The organism is Arenibacter lacus (genome assembly GCF_008711145.1).
Taxonomy (GTDB): domain Bacteria; phylum Bacteroidota; class Bacteroidia; order Flavobacteriales; family Flavobacteriaceae; genus Arenibacter; species Arenibacter amylolyticus.
Genome location: NZ_VVIN01000034.1, coordinates 15,322 through 42,082, shown reverse-complemented (window position 1 = coordinate 42,082; position 26,761 = coordinate 15,322). Strand labels below are relative to the sequence as shown.

Annotated in this window: 28 protein-coding genes and 1 other RNA gene; 10 read left to right on the top strand and 19 right to left on the bottom strand. The window is 39.7% G+C overall.

From position 1 onward, the window contains the following. Positions 1 to 529: 529 nt before the first annotated feature. A complete protein-coding gene (locus F1E73_RS11050) occupies positions 530 to 958 on the bottom strand; it encodes a DUF4268 domain-containing protein (RefSeq protein ID WP_150451927.1) in 429 nt (142 codons plus the stop codon). Further along, entirely contained in the window at positions 959 to 1,630 is a 672-nt protein-coding gene (locus F1E73_RS11045; RefSeq protein ID WP_086477397.1) for a ZIP family metal transporter, read from the bottom strand. A gap of 90 nt (positions 1,631 to 1,720) precedes the next feature. Here F1E73_RS11045 and F1E73_RS11040 point away from each other — a divergent pair, with 90 nt between their 5' ends. Next, entirely contained in the window at positions 1,721 to 2,884 is a 1,164-nt protein-coding gene (locus F1E73_RS11040; RefSeq protein WP_086477396.1) for a THUMP domain-containing class I SAM-dependent RNA methyltransferase, read from the top strand. 32 nt (positions 2,885 to 2,916) lie between these two features. Beyond that, positions 2,917 to 3,147, top strand: a complete 231-nt coding sequence (locus tag F1E73_RS11035; RefSeq protein ID WP_150451926.1) for a hypothetical protein — start codon at positions 2,917 to 2,919, stop codon at positions 3,145 to 3,147. 1 nt (position 3,148) lies between these two features. Here the strand turns inward: F1E73_RS11035 and F1E73_RS11030 are convergent, their stop codons facing one another. Genes F1E73_RS11030 through rlmD form a run of 3 tightly spaced genes read right to left on the bottom strand, consistent with a single transcriptional unit; the run spans position 3,149 to position 5,907 of the window. Then, on the bottom strand, positions 3,149 to 3,955 hold the full coding sequence (locus tag F1E73_RS11030; RefSeq protein ID WP_086477394.1) for a DUF6048 family protein: 807 nt from the start codon (positions 3,953 to 3,955) through the stop codon (positions 3,149 to 3,151). Continuing rightward, on the bottom strand, positions 3,936 to 4,481 hold the full coding sequence (locus F1E73_RS11025) for a DUF6452 family protein (protein ID WP_150451925.1): 546 nt from the start codon (positions 4,479 to 4,481) through the stop codon (positions 3,936 to 3,938). The genes F1E73_RS11030 and F1E73_RS11025 overlap by 20 nt, the downstream gene beginning before the upstream one ends. A gap of 10 nt (positions 4,482 to 4,491) precedes the next feature. Continuing rightward, positions 4,492 to 5,907: a 23S rRNA (uracil(1939)-C(5))-methyltransferase RlmD gene (gene rlmD / locus F1E73_RS11020; RefSeq protein ID WP_150451929.1), complete on the bottom strand. Its 1,416-nt coding sequence runs from the start codon at positions 5,905 to 5,907 to the stop codon at positions 4,492 to 4,494. Between the two features lie 369 nt (positions 5,908 to 6,276). Here rlmD and rocD point away from each other — a divergent pair, with 369 nt between their 5' ends. Then, the gene (rocD, locus tag F1E73_RS11015) at positions 6,277 to 7,521 is read left to right on the top strand and encodes an ornithine--oxo-acid transaminase (protein WP_150451924.1); all 1,245 of its coding nucleotides are present in this window, start codon (positions 6,277 to 6,279) and stop codon (positions 7,519 to 7,521) included. Between the two features lie 59 nt (positions 7,522 to 7,580). On the opposite strand, the gene F1E73_RS18125 is transcribed toward rocD, so the two are convergent. The 4 genes from F1E73_RS18125 to F1E73_RS10995 are packed head-to-tail and all read right to left on the bottom strand — an operon-like array spanning position 7,581 to position 8,925. Next, positions 7,581 to 7,997, bottom strand: coding sequence for a DUF2752 domain-containing protein (locus F1E73_RS18125; RefSeq protein WP_176328493.1), 417 nt, complete (start codon positions 7,995 to 7,997; stop codon positions 7,581 to 7,583). After that, positions 7,987 to 8,268 carry a CD225/dispanin family protein gene (locus F1E73_RS11005; RefSeq protein ID WP_086477411.1) on the bottom strand — a complete coding sequence of 94 codons (282 nt, stop codon included), beginning with the start codon at positions 8,266 to 8,268 and terminating at the stop codon, positions 7,987 to 7,989. Before F1E73_RS11005 ends, F1E73_RS18125 begins: the two co-directional genes overlap by 11 nt. A gap of 36 nt (positions 8,269 to 8,304) precedes the next feature. Next, positions 8,305 to 8,643 carry a CCC motif membrane protein gene (locus F1E73_RS11000; RefSeq protein ID WP_086477391.1) on the bottom strand — a complete coding sequence of 113 codons (339 nt, stop codon included), beginning with the start codon at positions 8,641 to 8,643 and terminating at the stop codon, positions 8,305 to 8,307. A 9-nt stretch (positions 8,644 to 8,652) separates the two neighbouring features. Beyond that, positions 8,653 to 8,925: a DUF2752 domain-containing protein gene (locus tag F1E73_RS10995; RefSeq protein ID WP_086477410.1), complete on the bottom strand. Its 273-nt coding sequence runs from the start codon at positions 8,923 to 8,925 to the stop codon at positions 8,653 to 8,655. A gap of 88 nt (positions 8,926 to 9,013) precedes the next feature. Here F1E73_RS10995 and F1E73_RS10990 point away from each other — a divergent pair, with 88 nt between their 5' ends. Continuing rightward, positions 9,014 to 9,223 (top strand): hypothetical protein, encoded by a 210-nt coding sequence (locus tag F1E73_RS10990; RefSeq protein WP_086477390.1) that lies wholly within the window; start codon positions 9,014 to 9,016, stop codon positions 9,221 to 9,223. Beyond that, entirely contained in the window at positions 9,213 to 9,755 is a 543-nt protein-coding gene (locus F1E73_RS10985; RefSeq protein ID WP_150451923.1) for a Smr/MutS family protein, read from the top strand. Before F1E73_RS10990 ends, F1E73_RS10985 begins: the two co-directional genes overlap by 11 nt. A gap of 25 nt (positions 9,756 to 9,780) precedes the next feature. On the opposite strand, the gene F1E73_RS10980 is transcribed toward F1E73_RS10985, so the two are convergent. After that, positions 9,781 to 10,290, bottom strand: a complete 510-nt coding sequence (locus tag F1E73_RS10980) for a hypothetical protein (protein WP_150451922.1) — start codon at positions 10,288 to 10,290, stop codon at positions 9,781 to 9,783. A gap of 135 nt (positions 10,291 to 10,425) precedes the next feature. On the opposite strand from F1E73_RS10980, the gene F1E73_RS10975 reads away from it, so the two are divergent. Beyond that, the gene (locus F1E73_RS10975; RefSeq protein ID WP_150451921.1) at positions 10,426 to 11,574 is read left to right on the top strand and encodes a cysteine desulfurase family protein; all 1,149 of its coding nucleotides are present in this window, start codon (positions 10,426 to 10,428) and stop codon (positions 11,572 to 11,574) included. Here F1E73_RS10975 and F1E73_RS10970 read toward each other — a convergent pair. Both F1E73_RS10970 and F1E73_RS10965 read right to left on the bottom strand, forming a co-directional pair. Further along, positions 11,571 to 12,224 carry a hypothetical protein gene (locus tag F1E73_RS10970; protein ID WP_086477386.1) on the bottom strand — a complete coding sequence of 218 codons (654 nt, stop codon included), beginning with the start codon at positions 12,222 to 12,224 and terminating at the stop codon, positions 11,571 to 11,573. The genes F1E73_RS10975 and F1E73_RS10970 overlap by 4 nt on opposite strands. Before the next feature lie 207 nt (positions 12,225 to 12,431). Further along, entirely contained in the window at positions 12,432 to 14,123 is a 1,692-nt protein-coding gene (locus tag F1E73_RS10965; RefSeq protein WP_086477385.1) for a M23 family metallopeptidase, read from the bottom strand. Positions 14,124 to 14,319: 196 nt separating this feature from the next. On the opposite strand from F1E73_RS10965, the gene F1E73_RS10960 reads away from it, so the two are divergent. From F1E73_RS10960 to rny, 4 genes are all read left to right on the top strand, one after another. Next, complete coding sequence (locus tag F1E73_RS10960; RefSeq protein ID WP_086477384.1) at positions 14,320 to 14,610, top strand: hypothetical protein; 291 nt, start codon at positions 14,320 to 14,322, stop codon at positions 14,608 to 14,610. A gap of 15 nt (positions 14,611 to 14,625) precedes the next feature. Beyond that, complete coding sequence (locus tag F1E73_RS10955; RefSeq protein ID WP_086477383.1) at positions 14,626 to 14,922, top strand: cell division protein ZapA; 297 nt, start codon at positions 14,626 to 14,628, stop codon at positions 14,920 to 14,922. A gap of 54 nt (positions 14,923 to 14,976) precedes the next feature. Beyond that, positions 14,977 to 15,086: non-coding RNA, 6S RNA (gene ssrS / locus F1E73_RS10950), on the top strand. A gap of 53 nt (positions 15,087 to 15,139) precedes the next feature. Next, a complete protein-coding gene (gene rny, locus F1E73_RS10945; protein WP_086477409.1) occupies positions 15,140 to 16,705 on the top strand; it encodes a ribonuclease Y in 1,566 nt (521 codons plus the stop codon). A 392-nt stretch (positions 16,706 to 17,097) separates the two neighbouring features. On the opposite strand, the gene F1E73_RS10940 is transcribed toward rny, so the two are convergent. The 7 genes from F1E73_RS10940 to F1E73_RS10910 form a co-directional block, all read right to left on the bottom strand. Next, on the bottom strand, positions 17,098 to 19,281 hold the full coding sequence (locus F1E73_RS10940; protein WP_086477382.1) for a DUF349 domain-containing protein: 2,184 nt from the start codon (positions 19,279 to 19,281) through the stop codon (positions 17,098 to 17,100). Between the two features lie 151 nt (positions 19,282 to 19,432). Next, complete coding sequence (locus tag F1E73_RS10935; RefSeq protein ID WP_150451920.1) at positions 19,433 to 20,185, bottom strand: shikimate dehydrogenase family protein; 753 nt, start codon at positions 20,183 to 20,185, stop codon at positions 19,433 to 19,435. Continuing rightward, positions 20,157 to 21,176 carry a DUF368 domain-containing protein gene (locus tag F1E73_RS10930; RefSeq protein WP_150451919.1) on the bottom strand — a complete coding sequence of 340 codons (1,020 nt, stop codon included), beginning with the start codon at positions 21,174 to 21,176 and terminating at the stop codon, positions 20,157 to 20,159. The genes F1E73_RS10935 and F1E73_RS10930 overlap by 29 nt, the downstream gene beginning before the upstream one ends. A 14-nt stretch (positions 21,177 to 21,190) precedes the next feature. After that, positions 21,191 to 22,108, bottom strand: a complete 918-nt coding sequence (locus F1E73_RS10925) for a DUF368 domain-containing protein (protein ID WP_150451918.1) — start codon at positions 22,106 to 22,108, stop codon at positions 21,191 to 21,193. 28 nt (positions 22,109 to 22,136) lie between these two features. Continuing rightward, on the bottom strand, positions 22,137 to 23,537 hold the full coding sequence (locus F1E73_RS10920) for a tetratricopeptide repeat protein (RefSeq protein WP_150451917.1): 1,401 nt from the start codon (positions 23,535 to 23,537) through the stop codon (positions 22,137 to 22,139). A gap of 96 nt (positions 23,538 to 23,633) precedes the next feature. Continuing rightward, complete coding sequence (locus tag F1E73_RS10915; RefSeq protein ID WP_150451928.1) at positions 23,634 to 24,818, bottom strand: aspartate aminotransferase family protein; 1,185 nt, start codon at positions 24,816 to 24,818, stop codon at positions 23,634 to 23,636. Between the two features lie 128 nt (positions 24,819 to 24,946). Beyond that, positions 24,947 to 26,674, bottom strand: coding sequence for an OstA-like protein (locus tag F1E73_RS10910; protein WP_150451916.1), 1,728 nt, complete (start codon positions 26,672 to 26,674; stop codon positions 24,947 to 24,949). Positions 26,675 to 26,761: the final 87 nt, after the last annotated feature.

Genomic DNA, 26,761 nt, shown 5'->3' with positions numbered 1-26,761 from the left:
CGATCACCACAGATAAGGGGCCAAAATACACCAGCTGCCTCCAGGTATAACCCATGCCCTGGCCTTTATACTTCAGGGATGCCGTTCCCGCCTTTATCAACCATAACTTGCCTTAAATTGAACTGCCTACTGAAGACTACTGATTACCGATTACTGTTTACTGATGGCTGAAACAACTGCTACTGCCTACTGATGACTGTAGAAGCTTCCGCCTTTTTTTTTTTTTTTTGACCCATTTTAAGGAAGATAGCTTAGGAAATTAACACCTATTTTAAGGAGCTACGTAGATTATTGACTTCCATATGTCCTCCTCATGTACCTCCTTATATAGTTAAACGATAAACCTCATATTAGAAGGTATGTTGTTATAAGATCTAAAAAGGTATAATCATTAGGTCCGTTAAACGGAACTTACTACGCATACAAAACATTTTCTTCCTAAATGGAGTTAATATGATAGAATCGCCTTAACGGCAAGGGTTTTTTAGGAAAGTCGTACTATTAGCATAGGGAGTTTTTGGTTGGGGTTTTAAGGCTTAATTACGTCCTCGTACTCCTTATAGAACATTTCTAACTTATTCATGGAGTCTCTTAAAAATAACATGGTCTCCTGCCAGGTGTTTTTGTTATGGATAGAAACATTAGGTAAGCTAACCCATATTCGAGAAATTTCCTTTCCATTACTCAGGATGTAGCTATCATCGAATTGGGCCTTGGGTAGGTACTCCGACGTTAATATGGTGCGTAGGGACATCAAATTTTCCCATAGCTCAATTCGCTTTTCCAAATCCTGATTTTCAATATCGAGGGAAACCATGGCGTACTTTACATCAAAAGAAAACTTAAATGAAAAGTCTTTTATATTCGTGCGATGTAAGATCCATTTCCTTGGAAACGATTTTCCAAAAGAGATCCAAAAATCTTGTCGTAATTGTTTTGCTTCGGCCTTACTGAACATTTAAAATACATATGCTATCGCAACACCTATTATAATGACCAATAGTTTGCGTAGATTAAACTGATGTGCCTGTGAGCTTTCAAATAAAATAACTGTTGAAATGTGTAAAAACACCCCTATTACTACTGCATTTAAATATACGGAATAGGTTTCCATAATGGGGAGATTTGCGGCTAATAACGTGCCTAGGGGCGTCATTAGCGCAAAAAGACTAATAAATAATATGGCGGGTACCAACTTAATTTTGGAAGCTAGTAAAAAGAAACTTAAAATAATGGCTATCGGTAGCTTATGAACCAAGATTCCATATAGAATGTTGTGGTGATTATCTATAGGTATTCCTTCCAAGACGGAATGTATGGATAAACTAATGAATAGCAGCCAAGGGAATTCTTGGTTCTCCGGGTCTATGTGGACATGTCCGTGCTCTGCCCCTTTGGAAAAAAACTCCAGAAATATTTGTAGTAAAATCCCCAACATTATGAACACCCCTACGGTTTTCGAATCAGATTCCATGTATACTTCAGGGAATAGTTCAAAAACGGTAATGGCTAATAGAAAAGCCCCACTAAAGGCCAATAAAAGCTTAAAGCCCTCTTTATTCTTGGGTTTGGTGACGTAAACAAATAGAAAGCTTAGCATAACCGCAAGAATGGGTAGTAAATAGATCATGTACGATGGGTTTGGTGTTGTACTTATTAGGGATAATTACCTAATAGGGTATAAAATTAATGTATTTTTGCGGTAATTTTAAGAGTAGGTATGAACAATAATTTTAAAATGGTAGCCAAAACCATGTTCGGTTTCGAGGAAATTTTGGCCAAGGAGTTAAAAGAGCTAGGTGCTAGTAACATAGAAGAGGGGATTAGAAGTGTGTCCTTTGAAGGGGATACCGGATTTATGTACAAGGCGAACTTATGTTTAAGAACGGCTATAAAAATTATAAAGCCTATCCATTCTTTTAAAGTTGGAAATGAAGATGATCTATATAGAAAGATCTATTCCATGGACTGGTTCAACTACTTATCTACGGATACTACCTTTGCTATTGATGCTACCGTAAATTCGGATAATTTTACCCACTCCTTATATGTATCCCAAAAAACCAAGGATGCCATTGTAGATAAATTTAGGGATACCGATGGCAGCAGACCTAGTGTGGATATTAAATTTCCAGATATGCGAATTAATATCCATATACAGAAAAATCAATGTAATGTATCCTTGGATTCTTCAGGGAGATCATTGCACCACAGGGGCTACAGAACCGCCACCAATATTGCACCTATCAATGAAGTGTTGGCTGCTGGTTTATTGATGTTAAGTGGTTGGGAAGGCCAAAGTGATTTTCTAGATCCCATGTGTGGTAGCGGTACGTTTTTAACCGAAGCCGCTATGATAGCTTGTAATATTCCTGCAAATATTAATAGAAAGGAATTCGCTTTCGAAAAGTGGCCCGATTTTGATGAAGATCTTTTCCAGAAAATTATTGATAGTAGCCTCAATAGGACGAAAGATTTTCCATATAAGATTCTTGGGTATGATAAAGCCCCCTCTGCCGTTAGAAAAGCAGGAGAGAACGTTGCAAACGCTAATTTATCGGATTATATTACCATTGAAAGAAAGAATTTCTTTGATACAGAGAAAGTGTCAGAGGGGCCTTTGCACATGGTATTCAATCCGCCTTACGGTGAGCGGTTAGATATAGAAATGGAAAATTTCTATAGCGAAATTGGAGATACCTTAAAAAGAAATTATCCAGGAACCGATGCCTGGTTTATCACCTCTAATTTGGAAGCTTTAAAATTTGTTGGACTTCGTCCTTCTAGAAGGATAAAAGTTTACAACAGTCACTTAGAATCGCGCCTAGTGAAATATGTGATGTACGAAGGAAGTAAGAAAGCTAAGTTCAATAAAGAAAAATAGGCTGTTGCCTAACATCAAATACTATTTGTACCGTGAAACCAAAAAACAAAGCCTTAGTATATAACTTTTTAGGATTTGCCATTCTGTTTATAGCCATCCGTTTCCTAGTTGGTATGTTATTAGACTTAAAGACCATTTTTCTAGCTATAATAGCAGGAGTTGTGACTATAGTGTTGGCACCAAAATTCGCTGTAGTAAAAACTCCAAAAGGAAAAAAATTGATGATGAGTTGGATTTTCCTGAAAGGGGTACGCGAATTATAGACTAATTTAACGGGGAGGTCTCTTCTGTATCGGGTTCCTCCTCCTTTTTAATTTTTTTAGCCTTTTTATAAAGTGGTAAGAAATAGGTGAGCGTGTAATTGTATCCCACACCAAATCTGCTGCCATCGGTTACCTTGTTGAATCCAGGTATCCATAAATTACGAAATCCTTCTGGTTCCTTATTGGTTATCAAATAACCTATTCTAACACTGGCACCCAAATAGATATTGGCGAAAAGTTCTGCTTTTACTCCTACCACGGCTTCCAGCCAACTGGCATTTAAGCTATTAAATTCTTTTGGATCGGTGGCGCCCACTGGAAAATCGCTGGGGGTGGTGGTAGGCGGATTTAGTTGATATTGGGGATCGGTCCAATATCTGTTGGTATCAAAAATATGGTAATTATTAAGCGTCTGACTAAAGCTGCTAAAGGCATATCTTCCTCCAACATGGATTAAATTGTGCATCCCGTACCAGTTTCCATAAGTATTATAGTCTGCTCCTAGTTTAAGGTAGCTGCCAGAAGTGGTAAAATTGTAAAGGTCCTCTTGCTTGGTGTTCTTTTCGTTTCCTAATTCTGTTGCTAAATACCAGTTATTGGTCAGGCGATAATCGGCTACAACTTCCAATCCGGTATATTCATCCTTCAAGGTAGAAATAAGCGGCTTGCTTAGGTCCAAACCCAGTCTTATCCCATAGGGATCGGTACGTTTTACGGTATCCTTAGGCTGTAGGTCTATGGGCTTTGTTTGGGAATATCCCCCAATTACCGCAAGAAATAAAAAACTACTAATGATATATTTTAACATGTGCTTCAGTGGAGTTAGCTACCAAGGGAGTTATAATTTCTATATCTTTTATCCAGTGTTCATTTTCCTGTTTTAAATCGGCCGCTAAATTTTCGAAATTGGCGATATGACCGCAGGCCCTGGATACAAACTTATCTATTCGGTCATAATTAAAGTATAGGCTGTCTATGTTCCCGCCTTCCACTATAATGGTGTCTCCGGCTTGGTTCTGGGCTTCCTCATCTACAGAATTTGCGATAAAGTAAAATCCGGTACTGCTTTCCGCGATTTTCAAGGGGACGGCTATAGAATCTAAATCGGTCCTATCGGGAACGCCAAGGACTGTTACTTTTTGACCGACGCCTACGATTCGGAATTTCGGAACTTTTTTTAATTCGGTCCTATTAGCCGCGTCGTAAAACCGCACTATTAATAATGGTGTACTCCCATCTATGCAGATATCGTCTTTTTCACATCCCAAGATTCCTATTGTAGCAATTACAATAAGGGCCAAGAGAAATTTAAAGGGAAGTTTGGTGTGGTTCATTGGGATAGGGCTAATTTTTACGTTTTCTCAAAAGTACAACATTTTCCACATGATGGGTTTGAGGGAACATGTCTACAGGTTGTACTTGGACAACCTCATAGTCTTCCTTCATCAATTCTAAATCCCTTGCTTGGGTAGCACTGTTGCAACTAACATATACTACTTTCTCTGGAGAGATGTTCAGGATTTGTTGTACCACATCCTTGTGCATGCCATCCCTTGGGGGATCGGTAATGATAAGATCTGGCTTACCATGGGTGGAAATGAAGGTTTCATTGAATACATTTTTCATGTCCCCAACAAAGAAATCGACATTTGCAATATTATTTCTCTCGGCATTGGCTTTTGCATCGGCAATAGCTTCTGGAACTGCCTCAATACCAACTACCTTTTTAGCGTTCTTAGCAACAAACTGAGCTATGGTGCCAGTTCCGGTATACAAGTCGTATACCAATTCCTCTCCTGTTAGTCCGGCAAAGTCCCGTGTTATTTTGTAGAGTTCATAGGCCTGGTCCGAATTGGTCTGGTAGAAAGATTTTGCCGTTATTTTAAACTGTAATCCTTCCATTTCCTCAAAAATATGATCCCTTCCCGCATAGCAGATCACTTCCTGATCGTAAATAGTGTCGTTTTTCTTCTGGTTTACTACGTATAATAGGGCAGTTATTTCGGTAAAAGTAGCCGCTAAGTGATCCATTAACAGGGAGCGCTTTTCTTGGTCTTCCTCAAAAAATTGAATCATTACCATAATTTCTCCCGTAGAGGAAGTACGAATCATTACGGTTCTTAATAATCCATGTTGATCTCTAGGGTTGAAAAATGAGAGCCCATTATTTTCAGCAAACTCTTTTATTTCCAAACGAATGGCATTGGAAGGGTCTTCTTGTAAGTGACATTTTTTTATGTCTAGAATTTTATCCCACATACCAGGGATATGAAAACCTAGGGCATTTTTATCTTTAATTTCCTCCCCAGAATTTATTTCATCCAAAGTAAGCCAACGACTGTCCGAAAAGGAGAATTCCATTTTATTTCTATAGAAATACTGTTTTTTAGATCCCAAAATGGGCATGGTTTCAGGGAGGTCTAAATGTCCAATCCTACGAAGATTGTTTTCTACCTCCTGCTGTTTGTAAAACAACTGATGTTCGTAGCCCATATCTTGCCACTTGCATCCTCCGCATACCCCAAAGTGCTCACAAACCGGATCTACCCTTTTTGGGGATCGAGTATGGAAATATGTCGCCTCACCCTCAAAATAAGATTTTCTTTTTTTGGTGGTTTGTACGTCCACTACATCCCCTGGAACGGTATTGGTAAGGAAAATTACTCTTCCATCGGGAGCTTTTCCAATTGTTTTACCCTTTGCACCGGCATCAACTACTGATACCTTCTCAAAAACCTGTCGTTTCTTCTTTCTTCGCATAGCGCAAAAATAGGGGATTTTTTCAGGATTTAAACGCATTTTAAAGGAACTTTAGTCAAAGTGGAAAGCTTGTGGTTGCTGCCATCCCTGGCTGGCAGATTAAGGTGCCTGGTGTTGGCCCTTTTCCTAGAGTTGTCTAGTAATAAAGGTGTTTTAGAATAAGTTTTATGGGGGTATTAGTGATTTATGGAATCGTTGGTCTTGCCCAGATATGGAGCTGATGAACCAAAATTAACATTGTGCTCTATTTTTATAGGAAATAATGAGATTATAGAAATTTAAAATTTAGTAATTTAGCGATTCTACAAAGGATGATTTCTCTCCCCTAAGAAGGAATTGCATTAGTTTTATTTTAAATTTTTTATGTACATGTTACAACAGGAAAAAATAACATCCACAAGTGCTATCGCATTGGAAGATAAATATGGAGCCCATAATTACCATCCGCTGCCCGTTGTCTTAAGCAGGGGAGAGGGAGTGTATGTTTGGGATGTGGAAGGAAAAAAGTACTACGATTTTCTGTCGGCCTACTCGGCCGTTAATCAGGGACACTGTCATCCTAAAATTGTAAATGCCATGACGAGTCAGGCACAAACCCTTACCCTAACCTCCCGGGCTTTTTACAATGACCAGTTGGGGAAGTTTGAGAATTATGCCTGCGAAACCTTCGGCTATGATAAGCTCTTACCCATGAATACTGGAGCAGAGGCTGTGGAGACGGCTTTAAAAATATGTAGAAAATGGGCTTATGAAAAAAAGGGAGTAGCCTCTAATAAGGCAAAAATAATTGTTTGTGAGAATAATTTCCACGGACGCACCACTACTATTATCTCATTTTCCAATGATGCGGTGGCTAGGAAAAATTTTGGTCCTTATACAGAAGGCTTCCTTGCCATTGAGTATAACAATTTAACGGCTTTGGAGGAGGCATTAAAGAGCGATCCTAATATAGCTGGGTTTTTAGTAGAGCCCATACAAGGGGAGGCAGGAGTTAATGTGCCTTCCGAGGGGTATCTAACCAAGGCCAAAACACTCTGTGAAAAGTACAATGTACTCTTTATTGCCGATGAAATACAAACGGGAATCGCAAGAACGGGGAAGATGTTAGCAGTGGATCATGAAGGTGTTAAACCCGATATGTTGATCTTGGGAAAGGCACTTTCCGGTGGCGCCTATCCCGTTTCCGCTGTGTTGGCAGATGATGAAATCATGGAGGTGATAGGGCCTGGAAACCATGGAAGTACCTTTGGAGGAAACCCAGTAGGGGCAGCTGTGGGAATTGCTGCGTTAGAAGTGGTTAAAGAAGAGGGGTTGGCAGAGAATGCACATGAATTGGGAGAGCTTTTTAGGGCAGCGCTTAATAAGTTTATAGAAAAAAGTGACCTCGTAAATTCGGTGCGTGGAAAAGGGTTGCTAAATGCAATTTTGGTTAATGATTCCCCAGATAGCGAAACAGCTTGGAATATTTGTTTGGCCTTAAGAGATAATGGACTATTGGCCAAACCTACCCATGGTAACATCATTAGATTTGCACCTCCTTTGGTGATGACACGTGAGCAATTACTAGACTGTGTATCGATAATTATCAGGACTCTGGAACAATTTCAGAAATAGACCGGATACATTGATATATATTATATATAGCCTGCATCTTCCTTGCAGGCTTTTTTTTGTTAAAGGTGAGGGGCAAGGAGTGAGAAGGGGAATTTTGGAATGTTTCTTAAAATGGTAAAAAGTATCAAAACTGTAAATATTAGTATAGGAGTTTTGGGGTGATAAACAATATCTGGAAACGTATCGGCATTCTTAATGGGGAGGTATTTTATGCTAAAATGATACGTGCCCAATAGTAGGGCCGGAATAAATAGTGCATTGTGTTTAATAGCTCCAACGAGATTCAAGTGCAAAAGATCATGCAGTGCCCGCTGGCTGCCACATCCTGTGCAGTAATACCCGGTAAATTGGTAAAACGGACAATTGGGGAAATAGGGGGAGTTGCTGGGATCCAATAAATAGTATAGGAGTACTATTCCTGAGAATAGTACTCCTATTGCAAGTATGAATAGCTTATTGTATTTTTTAGAAATCACTACCACTCAATATGCCGCCAACAATTGCAAATCCAAATATGGCAATATAAATAAGTAAGAAGAGCGCGGCGATTCCGATGCCTACAAAAGCCCATGTTTTTGCGTTCTTAGAGGCTCTTTCTGCGGCATCATAGTTGCCTTGGGCATAGGCCTCATTTACTTTGGCAGCATAAACAATGCTGACCACACCTGGGATAATACAGCAGCAAACAGTGGTGAATATCGCAAGAATTAAATAGTTACTTGGTTTGGGGCGTTGGACGTTTTCCATTAATGTATTGGTTATTGATGTTAGTTGTGGTAGGGGTTATTCAATATTCTGTAAGTAGTCTTCTAAGCGCTCTCTCATAAGCTCTTCATTTTGCAGGGCATCCCACCCAATGATAGAAATGATCCAAATGAAAAATATAGCTACCAGAATGTTTAGTACAATCCCGATAATAGATAGGGTTTTTCCCAGCTTTACATTATTGTAACCCTCATAGAGTTCAGGGGCACTTGCATAGAGTTTAGTAGCCTTATTCGCTAGTATCAACCCTACTATTCCAAAAATAAGTCCAATAATACCATAGCAACAGCAAGTTACTATAGATATGATACCGAAAACTAAAATTAGCGTTGCATTGGGTAGTTTTTGTTGTTCCATGGTTTGATTTTAATAGATTATTTGTAGCATTTTTAATATATAACTAACGATAATGATACCTGCATTTAGATATAACAGGTATAATTTAATTTTGAAGCTGTTTTTTATGTCGATAAAAAGGCTAAGTCCTAAAAACGCAATTAATAGAATAATAGTATAAATTGCAGGAAACATGTAAAAAGCGGCAACAAAATCGCCATTTAATATAAAGGATATAGCGCGTTGTATACCACAGCCAGGACAGTCTATGCCGAAAATCTGTTTATTTAAACAAGGTAACATGTAATTTTCCAACTGGAGCAAGAACATTTTATCCGCTTTTAAAGTGCTAATATAATTGTTTAAGGTAAATTACTATTATTTTTGGGCAATGAAAATGAAACGAAACTTTTATTTAATATTGATCGGAGTCGGAGCCCTAATTGCGGGGTTTGGAGATGGATTTATGGAAGAGGAAATTGCTCTAATGATAGGCTTTGTGTTGATGATGTTCGGAATTTATAAAACCACGCAATCATGGAGTATCGGGCAATCCGAGGAGCGAGATCGGGATCTAAAAAATGAGGACGATGAACTTTAAAATTGGCGATAGGGTAGAAGCTATTGACGATACCATACAAGGGGTGATCGTAAAAATTAAGGGCCAGGAAATTACGGTGGAAAGCACCGATGGATTTTTATTGAATTATGCCCCTTCAGAGCTGCTTTCCATACCGGCAAATCAGGAAATATCGGTTACCAACTTTGAGGTTGCCCGAGTAAAAGCGGAAAAAGAAATCCCTAAAAAACGCCATAGGCCAGCACCCAAGCCCAAAGAACGTAATGCCCCTAAGATGGAGGTAGATCTGCATATTGAGAAATTGACCAAGACAGCAAAAAGGATGTCCAATTTTGATATATTAAACCTCCAGATGGAAACGGCAGAGCGGCAACTGGAATTTGCCATCCGTAAGCGCATACAAAAAGTAGTGTTTATTCACGGGGTAGGGGAAGGAGTGCTAAAGGAGGAGCTCTATTTTTTATTCAGAAAATACGAGCAGGTAAAATATTACGATGCCGATTACCAAAAATACGGCTCTGGTGCCACAGAAGTTTATATTTCTCAGAAGTAAGTCAGGTTGTTAAATACAAACTGTCTTACTTGGTGGTAACAGTTCCAAAATTATTGATTCTTAAGTCTGTTATACGCTGATCGTTGGTTTTGTTTACCAACGATATTTCACTTAACCTAATATTGTGTTCATAGGAGGTGGTTTCGCCTTCCGTTTTAGCCGTGGTAGTAATATGAACAAATCCACCTTGGGCCTCAATCTCCTCGGTTACAGTAGGGGTTGCTGGAGGAAGGGGATTGCAAAAATAATCCTTACTCACTTTGTCGGAAAAAATGCGATACGTAACCTTGGTGTTACCCGTAACCGGAATTTGAATTTCCCCATTAGATACTTCATTTTTTAAGGTGCCACTTGCTAAAGTGAGAATCAACGCCTCACTGCCCGATATCTTAAAAAATAGGGTGCTTTCTGTGGTTGGGGAGCTCCCGCAGTACTGGATGGTGCTGTCATCAAAATTGATAGTCTCAATCTGTAAGTCCCCGTCATCACAGGAATATAAGCTTATCACAAAAACAAATAATAGCAAATTTCTCATGCCTCAAATTTAATTGAAAAATAACTCATAAACCTAGAGCTTTCCCCGTATTTTGCAGGAAATTAACTTTATTTCAAGTATTTTTGCCAGATCTATTTTTAGTTTAGGAGTTTAAATAATTACAATGTTTTTTTAATGAGAAAGGTATATTTGGATAGCGCTGCCACCACACAGGTTAGACCCGAAGTAATTAAAAGAATGCAGGAGGCTTTGTCTACCTGCTATGGGAACCCTTCTTCTAGCCATAGTTTTGGTAGATCGGCAAAAACGGGTATCGAAAAGGCGAGAAAAACCATTGCAAAACACCTAAACGCCCATCCCTCGGAAATAGTTTTTACCTCTGGAGGAACCGAGGCAGATAATATGATACTGCGCTGTGCGGTAAGAGACCTTGGAATTAAAACCTTGATTACTTCGCGTATAGAGCACCATGCGGTATTGCATACTGCCTGTGAGTTAGAGAAAGAATATGGAGTGCAGCTTAAATATGTAGACTTAGATAGTTATGGAAACCCAGATTTAACACATTTAGAGGCCTTATTAAGGGATGGGGATGATAAAAAGCTGGTTAGCCTGATGCATGTGAATAACGAAATTGGAAATTTGTTGGATGTAGAGGCGGTAAGCAAGCTGTGTTTGGATCACCAGGCCTTGTTTCATTCCGATACCGTACAATCTATTGGTCATTTTCCTTGGGATTTAAAAAAGACGCAACTTCATTTCCTCACTGCCGCTGCCCATAAATTTCACGGTCCCAAAGGAATTGGGTTTGCCTATATAAAACGCAATTCTGGATTAAAGCCCTTAATTTTTGGTGGCGCCCAAGAACGCGGATTTAGAGCGGGAACGGAACCATTTCACAATATTGTAGGTTTGGAGGAAGCCTTTGTTTCGGCCTATGAAAATCTGGAGGAGGAGAAGAAATATGTTAGCGAATTAAAGCGCTATTTTATGGAGCAATTACAGCTGAGAATTCCGGGGGTACAGTTTAACGGGCTTTCCGGAGATATGGAGAAAAGTACTTATACATTGGTTAATATCCTACTTCCATTTGATCCAGAAAAAGCCATGTTGCTATTGTTTCACTTAGATATAAATGGAATTGCTTGTTCTGCAGGAAGTGCTTGTCAATCTGGTAGTGACCAAGGCTCACATGTGCTCACGGAGATACTTTCCGGAGCGGATAGAAAAAAGCCATCGGTGAGGTTTTCATTTTCTAAATTCAATACCAAGGAAGACTTGGACTATGTAATCCAAGTATTGGAAGACTACCAAAAAGATTAATTGTCTTTTCGGTCGCGGGGACGTTCCCTGTCGTACGGGAACTTTCTAGATGCCATTTTCATCATTTTATCGATAAGGTCGGTGGTGTTTTTGCCAGATTTTTTATTGATCTGTTTTTCGTACTTCCAAAGTAATTTACCGCTGGTCCCGTCACTTATTTTAACCCCTATCCTACCGTAGTTGGCATCTCCATTAATATAGTCCATAATGCTGAATTTAGTGGGTACGCCGTTGGATAAGAGCACGTTTAGATCTAGATTGCCACTTATGATTCCGTCTACTCCCAAAATCTCGGATAGCTCCCTTACCGTATAGATGTCTATATTTTCATAGGTTATGTTTTGCTGACTCAATATGGCATTGGTATTCTTGATGTTCTGAAAGGTTACGGAGAATTTCTTTTTCTTCTTCCTTTTGGAAAAATAGGTTTCCAAAGCGTTTTGAACCTCGTAGGCTTCTTTTTCTTCTAATTGCTTTAATTCGTCATCAGAAACTTCGCCCTTTAACTGTAAGCTGGTAAGAAACGGGATGATGGCCAATGTTTGGTGAGATTTGCTTAAATCATCAAATTTGGCACTCTCGTATATATTTTTTTGGGCATTTAGGGTAAGGCCTATGAGAGCTAATAAAATGGCGAGTTTATTTTTCATCCGATGCTTCTGTTTTTTTGGATATTATTACAACCTTGAATGGGTAAGCCCAATTGATTGTAGAAATTGAGAGTGGCTTCTATAATATGTTCACACAAAAATATCATATTTTCCAAAATCTTGTTCTTAATATTCTTATAATGTGGGAGTTTATTATAGTTCATGCTAAAATTCTATGTAAACATAAGCTTGTTAAATGGATAGCGATTATTTTCTATAAAAGGTACTGGTAAAAGTGCTGCTATTCCCTACATTATCCGTTACAACAACCTTTAGGTCGCCCTGTGTCTGATCCAATTTTAAATCATCAAAGTTATAGGTTAGGGTTTTGGTTTTGGGTTCATATTCCATTAAGATCCATTTACCGTTCAAGGTAGCGGTATAGGTGTTAATGCCGCTTAGGTCATCATCTATCCGAAGGCTTAGGTAATTGTAGTTGGAAAGCCACTGTTTGTCCCTAAAGTTCTTTGGTTCTATGCTAGGGGCCACTGTATCTCTTGCCAGGGTGTAAGTGCCCAAATTACGGGTTCTGGTGGTAAAGGTAGTACCTCGTTTATAGGTAGAGGAATAACTGGGTTTTAGGTCTTTATCCAATCTCCCTATAAATAACTGCGCTTTTTCCTCATTGGTGTATTTGCTAACATCAAAAGTGATGGTGAAATTTCTGTGTGCCGGCACCGTATTATTGTGGATGGTAACAGTATCTTGTCCTTTTTTAAGGTCTATAAAGAAGTTGTCATAAAAAGTATTCGCGGGGAAATATACCTTGGCTCCCCCAAGATCAAAATTCATCGGTTTTTTAGCAAGGATGTAGTAATCGGTCTTTTCTTCCTTTCTAGGGATCAGTATTTCTTGTCTTTTACCTTCTACTGGAATGATTAATTTGGTGTTGTTGCCAGCTAGGTCACTGATTTGGATTTCTACATTGTATGAAAGTCCTTCATTGATCTCCACCTTTCCGTCATTGTATAAATTTTGATAGATCCCCAATAGGTTGCTGGACTTTTTATAGGTCTTTTGAATCCTTTCACCATAGGTGGCATAGTGCGGATAATCTATTAGGGTGTTGATATACCTGCTCTCTGGAAAAGAAAAAGTCTCAAACCTATATTCGGAATAAACCCTGCCGTTTACGGATTTTTTTATGGAATAGGGGCCATTTTTGTTGGCCGCCAAATCTTGTCGGTCATAAGTATTGATGCCAAACCCTATGAGTCCGGAAGCAGTTACCTTGTCAGCCAAAAAAGTACCATCTGCCTGCCTGTGGTATTTTAGCTGTACTTTTTCCTGACTCTGATTTACTTGGGCATTTTCCGATAGGGGATATGCATAGGCAGCCAGTAGGGTGGGACTGGTGGCATCCCTAACCTCCAAGCCATAATATAGTGGGTTGGTGGGCATTTCCGATGCACTGGTCCTTATTTCAAAATGGAGATGGGGACCGGCAGAACCTCCGGTGTTTCCAGTATAGGCAATAAGTTCCCCTTTATTGAGGGGAATATCTGTACTGCTAGGGAAAATCTCTACTTCGTATGATTTCTTTTGATACTGTACCTTTTTTACATAGGCTTCTATTTCTGGAGAGAATTTCTGTAAATGGGCATACACAGAGGTATAACCATTAGGGTGAACTATATACAGGGCCTTTCCGTACCCCCAGTGCGACACCTTTATCCTAGAAACCCTACCATCACCAATGGCATAGACAGGAAGCCCCTCCCTTTGTTGGGTCTTTATATCTATTCCTGCATGGAAATGGTTAGCACGTAATTCGCCAAAGGTACCCGATAGAATAAGGGGAATATCCAAGGGAGGTCTAAAGGCATCCGTAGGATAATTTTTTTGTCCATAAACCATAAGTGTTAGTAATAAATAGCATCCTAATTGTATCCCTCTCATAATTATTCGTAAATTGAAGCGAAAGTAATTAATACCGTTCAAATTGAAAAAAAAGTCTTAGTTTTAAATACGTTACGTGTTGTAAGAGTTCAGCCTGCTTCGGTAGGGAATACATTACTTTTAGAATAATTGAAAAAAGAATTGCTAAGTAAGACGAGGTATATTAACTTTGTGTAAAATGCATTGCTATTTGCATATGGGTGAATTGATTGAAATTGTAGATTCTTTAGAAAATAAAGTTAGTAAGTTATTGCACCAGTTAGCGCTTTTGCAAGACCAAAACATTAGGTTGGAAGAAGAATTGATAGCCGTAAAAAACGAATACGAAGTAATGACTGCTTCCGTAGAGGAATGGCAGGACAAATACAATTCCCTGAAGTTGGCAAATACAATACTGGGCAGTGATACAAACAAGACTGAAGCTAAGCTTAAGATAAATACATTAATACGCGAGTTGGACCACTGTATAGTGCAACTTTCGGAATAATGTAATGTAAATAATATGGCAGAAAAGCTCAAAATAAAGCTTTCTATAGCAGATAGGGTATATCCGTTAACTATAGACCCTTCTCAGGAAGAAGGTCTAAGAAAGGCCGCTAAGAATATAGATCAGTTGGCGAAAAAATTTGAGCAAAATTATGCCGTTAGGGATAAACAGGATGTGCTTGCCATGTGCGCACTCCAATTTGCCTCTAAAATTGAGCAACAAGGAATAGATCAATCGGAAGGGGTTGCAGAGACCACAGAGCGACTCAATGCACTGAATGATTTGATAGATTCCAAGCTAGGAATAAAATAACGTTCTTTTAAATAGATATAGTTACTGCCCACATTGGTAATTAATTTTTGACAAACTCAACACTAATTTGTTTGAAAAGGGTGAGTTTAGATTGTAAAAGCAGGCCTTACTAGTATAAGGATCCTTGATCAGTCTGGTAGCCCTAAACCTGTTTATAGGGGTTTGTACAAATCTTCCGTCAATGTGGGCTTTTTTTTTACTAATTTTTAACATACATATGGAGAGTATAGCAATAATAATGGGTTTAGTTGGACTGGTGATCGGTTTTGCCATAGCCAAGATGATGGAAAAAGGCAAGGCGTCCAAGATCATTGCCAACGCAAAAAAGGAAGCAGCCAATATCGTTAAGGCAGCTAAAATTGAAGGGGAGAATATAAAGAAGGACAAAATATTCCAGGCCAAGGAGAAATTCTTAGAGCTGAAGGCCGAACACGAAAAGGTGATCATCAATAAGGATAAGAAGATTGCCGAGTCCGAAAAACGTACCAGGGATAAGGAATCGCAGGTTAGTGGAGAGCTAGCGAAGGGTAAGCGAATGAACGAGCAGCTAGAAGGCAAATTAAAGGAGTTAAAGAATAAAAGTGAATTCTTTGATAAAAAGCAGGCCGAGCTAGAAAAACTGCACAGAAGTCAGGTGCAACAATTGGAAGTTATTTCCGGATTATCTGCTGATGATGCAAAGTCCCAACTATTAGAATCCCTAAAGGAAACTGCTAAGTCTGATGCCATGTCGTTTATACAAACTACCATGGAGGAGGCCAAGCTTACCGCACAACAAGAGGCCAAGAAAATAGTGATTAATACCATTCAGCGTATTGGGACCGAGGAGGCCGTTGAAAATTGTGTTTCGGTATTTAACTTAGAGTCAGACGATGTTAAGGGTAGAATTATTGGTAGGGAAGGAAGAAACATTAGGGCTTTAGAAGCTGCTACAGGAGTAGAGATTATTGTAGACGATACCCCAGAAGCCATTATTCTTTCTTGTTTCGATTCCGTTAGGAGGGAAGTAGCAAGATTATCGCTCCATAAATTGGTGACCGATGGAAGGATACATCCGGCACGGATCGAGGAAGTTGTGAAAAAGACCGAAAAACAAATAGAAGAGGAGATCGTAGAAATTGGAAAGCGTACCGTAATAGATTTGGGGATACACGGATTGCATCCAGAATTGATTAAAGCGGTGGGGAGAATGAAATATAGGTCTTCCTATGGCCAAAACTTATTGCAGCACTCCAGGGAGGTGGCAAAACTCTGCGGGGTTATGGCGGCCGAGCTTGGCGTAAATCCAAAAATGGCGAAACGAGCAGGACTGTTGCACGATATTGGTAAGGTGCCCAATACCGAAGCCGAAGTAGAAACACCACACGCTATTCTTGGAATGCAATGGGCCGAGAAGTTTGGTGAAAAAGAAGACGTTTGTAATGCTATTGGTGCGCACCATGATGAGATTGAAATGAAAAACCTGATTGCACCTATTGTGCAGGTGTGTGATGCCATTAGTGGAGCTAGGCCTGGTGCTAGAAGACAGGTGCTAGATTCGTATATACAAAGGCTAAGGGATTTAGAAGAGATTGCACTTGGATTTGGTGGGGTTCAAAAAGCCTATGCCATCCAAGCAGGAAGGGAACTCAGAGTGATTGTTGAAAGTGAGCGTGTAAGCGATGATAAGGCAGCACAGTTATCTTTTGAGATTTCCCAGAAAATACAGACCGATATGACCTATCCTGGTCAGGTTAAAGTTACCGTAATCCGAGAAACAAGGGCGGTGAACGTTGCAAAATAATTTTAGTGGGAAGTTATCATTAGGGGCATTTGGCTGCTTAGTGATTTCTTTTAAAAAGTCATTCTTGATATAGGGGGTTGCCCTGTGTTTAGAGTGACTTTTTTAGTTGGGGTAAATAGTGCTGATTATAGAGTGTTGTAAAACGGATCTCACTGGCTGGCATCTGTGCTTCTTCATATCCAAGATTAAAAGGATAGTCCATGGCCTTTCTCTACCTTGCATGCTGGGATTAGCGGGAAAATATACCCTAGGTACTATATCTATTTAAAGTGCCATAGAAGCGCTTTGTTATAGATGGTAAAATTATCTGTTGCTGTGCAGTACCCTTTTACGTAAAAACCCCATTTGCCGCTAGGTAAATGGGGTTTTGGTGATTTTTAGAAACACTACAACTAGGCCTCTTTTTCCTCGTTGTTTTGCTCCTCTTCGGCCTCTTGGGCTTCCTTGGTTAAATTATGGGCTAAAATATTCAGTTTTTTTAACTTCGCCTTCCAGGTAGCTAAGGATTCCTTGTGCTTGTTTATTTTTTTGATCACATCTTTAACTAGCGGATTGTCTTCGGAGGCATTGGAGAAGAATTGGAGGTTGTTTTCTAACTGTCTGATCTCGTTTTTGCTCTCATCTATCTTTCGCTTAATGAAGGTGCGTTCGTTGGCAATAGCGTAATCGTTGTCATTATTAGCCAAGCGCTGAATCTTATTTCCGTATTTTAATAGCTCGGCTTCTTGTTTACTAATATCGAGCTTTTTAAAAATAGCATCTAATATCTTATTGAATTTGGCATTGATGCTCATTTTATTGTAAGGGACCCTTCCAGATTCCTTCCATTCGGCAATGAATTCTTTGATGGTAGCCAAGTCTTTATCCTTATCCCCACTTAATTCAAATTCCTTAAGTCGGTCTAAACAGGCATTCTTTTTCTCAAAATTCTCTAACTCCTCTTTTTGAGCCTCGTTTTTCAAGGCATGGAAACGATCAAAGTAATGGTTGCACGCGGCTTTAAATTCCTTCCAGATTTTATCTGAATACTTTCGTGGAACATGGCCTATCTTTTTCCATTCACTTTGGATCCTTTTCATCTCCTGTGTGGTCTGCTCCCATTCTTCACTGTCTTTTAGGGAAACTGCTAGATCTAATAAGGCTCGTTTCTTATCTAGGTTAATCTGCTGTTCCTTCTTGAGGTTCTTGTAAAAGTTGTTCTTGTTTCTATTGAACTCTCTAACGGCACTTTTAAAACTAGCCCAAGTTTGCTCATTTACCTTTTGAGGAACCTTCCCTGCTTTGAAAAATTGTTCGCGAAGGCTTTCAATCTCCCGTATCTGTTGCTGCAATTCCTTATGCTTGTTGGCGGTGGAGGAAGCTATTTTCTTTATGGAGTTGATTATTTCATTTTTCTTCTCCAAATTGGCTTCATATACCTTTTCAAGGTCCTTGTAGTATTCTTGTCTACGCTGGTGCAACTGCTTGGTAGCCTTGCTAAAGCGCTCCCATATTTCCTCTCTGTGCTCCTTGGCTACGGGGCCAATTTCCTCTTTCCACATTTTGTGCAGGCTTTGGAGCTCTTGAAAGGCCTTATGTAGGTCTTTTTCCGTTGCCAAAGCTTCGGCACGTTCTGCAATTTTTAGCTTTTCCTCGTAATTGTGCTTAAAATCCAGATCCCTAAGTTCCCTATTTAAATGAAGGAAATCGTAGAAAAGTTCTATATGGTGATGGTAGGTTCGCCAAACATCATTGTAATTGGTGCGCGGTACAGGACCTGCGGTTTTCCATCGCTCTTGGATATCCTTAAAATTCTTATAAGTAGTGTTTATATCCTCCTCTACATTTATAAGACCTTTAAGCTCCTCAATAATTTCTAGCCTTTTCGTTAAATTGGATTTAAGGCCTTGTTCTAAATTTTTATAATAGGCATTTCTTTTCTCTCGGTAATCCGAGTATACCTCATTAAACTGTCTTTTGGTTACGGAGTTGTATCTGAAATCTATTTCATTTCCTCCACTTGCTATGAAGTCCTCCTTCTTTTCTTCCAGGAATTCCTGAAATTTTTGATCAAACTCATATTTAATGGAATCTACGTGTTTTTTTATAGCCTGTACTTTCTCATTACGTACCAATCGCTGCAATTCTCCCACCAAGTTTTCCATGGACATGGAGTGGTAGTCTGGCATAGGAATATGGTGACGTTGCTGATTGTCTGTATCTTCGGCATCCTCCGCGTTAGATTCATCGATTTCGTCCAGTATATCCGCTTCCTTTTCAGTTGCACTGTCCTTGGCGTCCGATGTTTCGGAGGGTGTCTTTATATCCTTTGTTGTTTCCGCTGCCGAACTGTTGCCATCTTCTTTATTATTTCCCTCAGCTTCGCTACTATTTACCCCCTTAACATCATCAAGCTGAGGTTCCGCTATTTTATTGGAGTCCGTTGAACCGTCTGGGGCATCTGTCGCCTCTTTTCCGTTTGTGGAATTTGGGGATGCATGATGGTTTTCTTCCAAATTATTCGAGGGTGTTACGTTCCCTGAAGTATCTTCCTCCCCTACATTGTTCTGTAGTTTATTTTCTTTGTCTTCTAACATTTTCTGAATGTTTATAGCTATTGGGCCGTAATGTACAATAATAATATTACAACCTATTCATTAACAAAGATAAGGAAACTTCTGTTTAAGAGTGCGACCTTAATAATATGAAATGCATCTATTGAAAATCAGTGGGTTAGGGCGATTAATGCTAAGAGTTCCAGATTTCCCATGCTTTTTCTGCCTGTAACTGAAGCATTTTTGCCCCATTGCAGATTTTTGCCCCAGCTTGTTCCCCAGCTGCTAAAAACGCTGTTTTTTCGGGATTGTATATCAGGTCGTATAATAGGTGTTTGGTCGTAATCCCTTCATAGGGAATAGCAGGTTTATCCGTTACATTGGGATGGGTGCCCAAGGGGGTGCAATTGATTAAAATGCTGTATTTTTCCACCATTGCTGCATCCAGATCGGTATAATTTAACTGGCCCTCTTGCGGATTTCGAGACACAAACTTGAATTTGACGTCTAATTTCCCCAATACATAGGCAATGGCTTTAGAAGCTCCTCCTGTACCTAGAATCAATGCTGTTTTGTGGTGTTTTTCCAAGTGGGGCGCTAAGGATTTATAAAATCCATAGGCATCCGTATTATAGCCCACAGTTTGACCCTCTATTAGCTTTATAGTGTTTACCGCCCCAATGGCTTTAGCCTCAAGATCTATTTGGGTTAAAAAAGGGATAATCTTCTCCTTGTAAGGAATAGTGACATTAAAGCCTTTAATATCTTTGGTGTGCTCCAGAATATCTGGAAATTGATCAATACTATCTAGATCAAAATTCTCATAACTATGGGACTCCAAACCTAACTCCGAGAACTTATTGGAAAAGTATCCACGGGAAAATGAATAGGAGATGTTTCTTCCAATCAGTCCGTATCTATGCCTTTCTCTGTTTATTTTTTCCATACCAATCCAAAGCTAATAATATAAAAATTCCAAAAATGATAAAAAATATGGCCCACCAGGTCTCTCCATCGGTCATATCTGGCCAATAGCGTTCATAATTCGTAATTATGGGGTTGTCATTGCTATCTTTAAGAACATTCCCTTGTCCATCTGTCTTGTACAGACTGCGTTTCCATGGCCATACAACCCCCAAGGAGCCTGTGATGAAGCCAATGATTACTGCAGTGGTAATGTGTTTAAAATGTTTTAATACATAGCTCAGTAGGTGAGAAAGGCTTACTAGTCCAATGGCCGATCCGGCAGTAAATACGCCCAATACCTTAAGGGTGTTTAGTCGCTTTGTATTGTCTATGAAGCTGAAATCTCCCATCAAGACTTCGGCAATAGTGTCGTATAATGCGTTTACGGAGTCTACCAAAAGAAGTACGTAGTTTCCTAATAGTATCAGTATAAATGAGCCAGAGAGCCCTGGGAGTGTCATTCCTGAAACACTGATAATGCCACAGAAAAAGATAAACAATAGGTTGTCGTTCTCTGTCGCCGGATTTAAAAAGCTAATAGATACCCCAATTAACAGACCGATGATACCTGCTGGTACGGTTTTTTTACCCCAATAGGAAAAATCCTTGGATATATAATAAATAGAGCCTAGGATCATGCCGAAAAAAGAGGCCCACACAAATAATTCTTGATGTTCTAGGAAATAATCCAGTAGTTTGGAAATGCTAAAATAACTGATAAGCATACCTATAATTAACAGGGATAAAAACTGTCCATTAGTGTACTGATAAAAGCTTTTAAATTTTCCATTTATTAACAATTTAAAGGCTTTTCCGTTTACTTTTTGCAAGGAGTAGATAAATTCCTCGTAAAACCCGCCCACAAAGGCTACAATACCACCAGAAACTCCAGGAACTTTATTGGCGGCACCCATAAAAAGGCCTTTGATCACCAAAAACAACTTATCCGTAAAAGTTCTGGGGTTTTTCATGTAGCGATGGCCATTTACTTTTTTGCAGCTAATCTCTCTAGGATAAAAATAAGGGAAAAACCAGTGATGGCTAAGAGAATGGCCAATATTATTTGCGGATCGCCTTCAAAGGAAAAGGGAGAGATGTTCTCCTCCTTTAAAACAACCAGCTTTTCCCCATATAATTTGGTTTCCAGAACTAGTTTCCACGGCCAAATTTTGTTTAAAGAGCCAATGATAAATCCCGTAAGTAAGGCCAGGGTAATGTTTTTATAATGGGTAAACATCCATTTTAAAAGTTTGGCAAAGCTCAGTAGCCCAAATATGGCACCCAAACCTACGGTAAGGACAATCTTAAGGTCACGTTCGTGAACCGCATCTAATATCGTTTTGTAAGATCCCAGTAATACTAGGATAAATGCACCCGATATTCCGGGTAAGATCATGGCGCAGATTGCCAAGGCCCCAGAAAGAAAAAGGTAAGGGAGGGAATCAATGTTTTCCGAGGGGGGAAGAGTGGTCACATAATAAGCGATGGCTGCACCCAATAATAATATAAGTATGGTGGCCGGATTCCATTTTTTAATTTCCTTGCCCACTAAAAAAATACTGGCCAATACCAATCCAAAGAAAAAAGACCATAGGGGAATGGGTTGGTGTTCTAGTAACCAGCTTATGAATTTTGCTAGGGAAAGCACGCTGATGGCTATCCCCACAAGTAGGGCTACTAGGAAGTTGCCGTTCAGTTGGGTCCAAAACGCTTTTAGCCCTTCGGTTTTTAAGGTTTTAAAAAGTGAGGCGTTAACATTATTGATACTGGTAATCAGTTCTTCGTATATACCTGAGATAAATGCGATGGTACCCCCAGAAACACCGGGAACAACATCTGCGGCTCCCATGGCCATTCCTTTTAATGAGATGATAAGGTAACTGATAAAATTGCGCTTTTCCATAAATGATAAAACCACAAAAATAGTGTAATTATCTGGAAGCTTTTTTCACATCTTCAATTAAGTTTGTAACCCATTCAGAATCGGCGAACTGTGGAAATTCGTCTTTGAATAAATGTAATTTATCCATGTCTATCTTTAAGGCATTTATTAGACGGTATTGCGCCCTGGGGTAGTCGCTGATCAATAGATAGTACCCTGCCATTTTGTATTGCATTTCGCTATTATGCGGGTAAAACTCGTGTCCTTGAAGGAGGATCTGGATTGCTGCATGTACATCTAGTGACTGTACCGCTACATCTGCCCAATGGAACCAAGTATCAAACTCGTAGTTTCCTAGTTCAACTGCCTGTTGATAAGCGTAATATGCCTCATCGTTATTTTTTAATGCGGCATGGATTTTAGCACACTTCTTCCAGTACTTGGCGTTTTCACCGTCAATATTAATGGCCTTATTGATGTAATGAAGGGCCTTTTCATAATTTTCCCTCCTAAAGTAATATCCGGTAATAGCCAGCCATCCCTTGTCTAATAAAGGGTCTTCGTGTACGGTGCGGTAGTAGTAGGACTTTGCCTGCTCGTGCTCGCCTAATTTTTCGTAGCATCTACCAATCCTTAAATAGGCGTAAGAAGTGGGATCTTCCATGGCAATGGTAGTCTCATAATTTTCAATAGCCTCTTTGTGGCGACCTAATTTTTCTAGGACTTTGCCTTTCTCAAAATAGGCTCCAATGAAACTGTCGTCCGAAATAATGGCAAAATCGAAGGCTACCAATGCCTCTTTGTACATTTCTTTATAGAAATACATTTTTCCAAGTTGGTGCCATGCTACTTCGCTATAGGGATTTCCTTCTAAGTAGTCGTTTAAATAAGCTATGGCGCCATCATAATCCTCTAAGAATTCGAAGCAGTAAACTACATTGTGAAGGGAAGAGTAATCGTGTTCATCTAAGGCAACGCACTTCATGAAATTATTCCTCGCCTCTTCAAACTTGTCCATAAACAAGTATTCCATGCCTAAGAGGGAATGAATGTCAAAATGATCGTCCGTAAGCTTTAAGGCATGCTGTAATAGAGATACTGCGGCCTCGTGATTGTCTTTTTTGGAGTAGATATTAGCGCGTTGGATAAAAATCTCTTCATTGCTGCTGTCCACTGCCTGTAGCTCATCGAGCATGGATTCTGCCTGCTCTAGGTTATTTTCAAAAACCATAACCTCAATGGAAAGTAGTTTTAATGAGACGCTATCGGTATGTTGTTGCAGTCCTATTTTTATGGCTTTCTTAGCCAAAGCTATTTTGCCCTTGTTTAAATAATGGTGAATAATATCCTGAAAGTCTTCGGCATCAAAGAAGTAGATATCATCGGTCTTCAGCATGGATTCAAACTTGGCAATCGGCTGTCCAGATCTTTCATTTGGTTCTAACGGCATAGGATCTTCTTGTTATTCATTTGGAACTAAAATAGTCTTTACACTACTTGAAACCCCATGGACTGGGGCTTTATTATTAACAAAATAGTTAACAAATTATTGTTGGGATTCGTTTAGTAGGTCAAGAATCAGCTTACAACCTTTCTTAATCTCCTCATTGGAAATGGTTAATGGTGGGGAAATTCGGACCGCTTTGGGTTCAAATAGTAGCCAAAAGAGTATTAAACCATTTTCGGCACATTTTAGGATCAGGTTGTTTACCACTTCTTCGTTTTCCAATATCAGGGCCAACATAAGACCTTTACCCCTAATTTCTTTTATGAGGGGATGCACCAATAGCGATCTAAATAATCGTTCTTTTTCCAAGGTTTCCGCTATTAGGTCTGTCTCGGTAAGCTCTTGAAGGGTAGCCAAACTGGCCGCCGCAATAACTGGGTTTCCCCCAAAGGTGGTGATGTGCCCTAATTTTGGGCTGTCTTGTAGGGACTGCATCATTTTCTGTGATGCCACAAAAGCTCCTACGGGCATACCACCGGCCATTCCCTTTCCAATCACCAAAATATCTGGAGTGCAATTAAAGTGTTCAAAGGCAAAAAGCTTTCCCGTACGTCCAAATCCCGGCTGTATCTCGTCTAGGATCAGCATGGCGCCCACAGAGTTGCAACGCTGCCGTACCTTTTCTAAATAGTTATTCTCTGGAAGTATAAATCCGGCGCCCCCTTGAATGGTTTCCAAAACTACGGCAGCGGTCTTTTCCGTGATCATTTTTAGGTCTTCCTCCTCATTAAAGTTGATAAAACTCACATCAGGAATCAAGGGTCTAAAGGCACTCTTTCGTTCTTCGTATCCCATGATGCTGAGGCTACCCATGGTATTGCCGTGATAGGCCTTTTTAGCGCTTATTATTTGGCTCCTTCCCGTATACCTTCGTGCCAACTTTAAGGCGCCTTCCATGGCTTCTGTTCCAGAGTTTACCAAATAAGTAGTCTCTAAAGGGGCGGGGAGGTTGTCTGCCAATAGTTTGGCGTATTCTACCGCTGGTTGCTGTACATATTCCCCATACACCATAACGTGCATGTATTTTTCTGCCTGGTCTTGGATAGCACTTACCACTCTTGGGTGGCAGTGGCCCAAAGTGCAAGCAGATACTCCTGCAACAAAATCTAAATGGGCCTTACCTTGGGTATCGTAAATATAACTACCCTTGGCATGGGAAACTTCCAAAGCCAATGGGTGTGGGGACGTTTGTGCCTGATGTTTAAAAAAATCCTCTTTCGTCATCATCGTACTTAATTTTTTACATTTTTCAATAACCGTTAGTTTCTAAATATACCCTTCAATTTTATACACTCTATGTATACCTTCCTTTTATGACATTTTAATAATGCCAATAAAAGGAGTGGGGCGACTTAGTTTACGGTAGAATCTTTTTCTATGGGGATTAGTTGTTTTCTTGGATGTTTAGGGTTTACCACTGGAGGGGTAGCTCTTGGGCGAGAGAGATTTATGGAATCGCGTTTCTTTTCTTCCTCCAGAGCTTCCGTAGGGTCAATATCAACATCAATTGGGTTGTTGATCCCTTGTATAATGGGGAGAATAAGATTGTTGTCATCTTCGTCAAAGATATCATCCTTGCTTAGGATACGCTCATCCCCTCGCCAGACAAACCCCTTCAGCTGTCTACTATTTTCGGGCAATTCTTTTTCGGGAAAGATATCGCCATCTGGTTCGGTGATAAAGGTAATATCCTCTATTTCATTATCTGCCATGGTCATCTGTATAGCGCTGCATATGGTCTTGTCTATCCCTATTAACTCTTGGTCGTCGTTGTAGAGGTAGTAGATTACTTCCGTGTTCCTTACCAGATCTATGATGCGCAGTTCGTTGTCTATAAACTGCCCAAATAGGTCCTTGCCCTTGGCTTGGTTAAAGCCAACTTTTCCAATGGTGTCCTTGGCAATAATAAAGGCATTATTGATAACTTTTAGGGAATCTAGCTTCTCTGTTTTTGTATTGGTAAGTAGATGGATGCTATCCCCGGTCATCTGGTTCTCCCCATTCCATATGATGGGTCTGGTAATCAGTTGGGTGATGCCGGTTTTTTGGTCAAAATGAATAGAGTCACATTTTCCGCTTAGCGCTGTCTTATAGAATTTCGCATTTTTAAATGCCCTTAAAATTCGTTCGTCCGGTTTTCCTGTGAGCATAAGGGTATCCCCATGGATGTACAGGGAGTCTTGCTCTACAAGATTTATAGCGACTGCCCTTTTGGTGGCGAAAACGGAGTCTTGCGCCTTGTAGACTTCTGCGTAATGGGCGCGAATCACCCCGTTGTTAATGGTGTCTTTGATGATAATGTTATTAGTGGCCGAGGCAAACTCGGTCTTTTTATCAAAAAAGACACTGTCCCCATGGATAATGCGGTTGTTGTAATCTATTCGAGTGTTTTTTATGCCGTATCCACTTTCCACATTGGTGTCATAGAATCCGCGTTCGCAGTATATTTCGTATCCTTCCCCTGTAATGGTGGAAGGGCCGTATAGATAGGCGTTCTTAGATTCGGTATAGTAATCCAACTGCTTAGAGACCAATTTAAATTGGGGGTTGGTAAGGTTTACGCTATCTAAGAATTGGGATTTTTTTAATTGTGTAAAATATCGGCCAATTTTACTTTTTAGGGTATTGCTACTGTCTACCACAGTGCCATAATCTTGATAAAAGGCTTCCTGGTTATTCCTGTCAAACCGAAGGGTATCTGTGGTGAGGGTCATACTTGTATGCTTAAGAATTACATTGTCCCAAGCTTTGGCGAGGTTGCTGTCGCCGTTATAATCAATATACCCACTGGTAAGTTGAACCGAATCTCCTTGTTGAAGTCGGATGTTCCCTACCGCCCTAAGTTTATTCTCATTTCTGTAATAAATAGCAAGATCGCACCAGAGATCTGCGCCCTCATGTTCAAACTGTACCTGTTGGTCGTCCTTGCTGAAAATTGCTGCACCCGGGTATCGGTCCTCATTTTTAGTAAAGGTTCCTCCATACACAATATTTATCTGTTTACTATCGGAAGGCGTTTCTTGTGTATAGCCATTCCCAAGGACAGATAGGGCAACTAATAAGAGAATATATTTGTGCAAATCATTAAAATTTTGATCAAAAATAATATATTTTGAATGAGGAAGATATTGTTTGGGATAGATTTAGTAAAGTGCAGTATGTAAAAA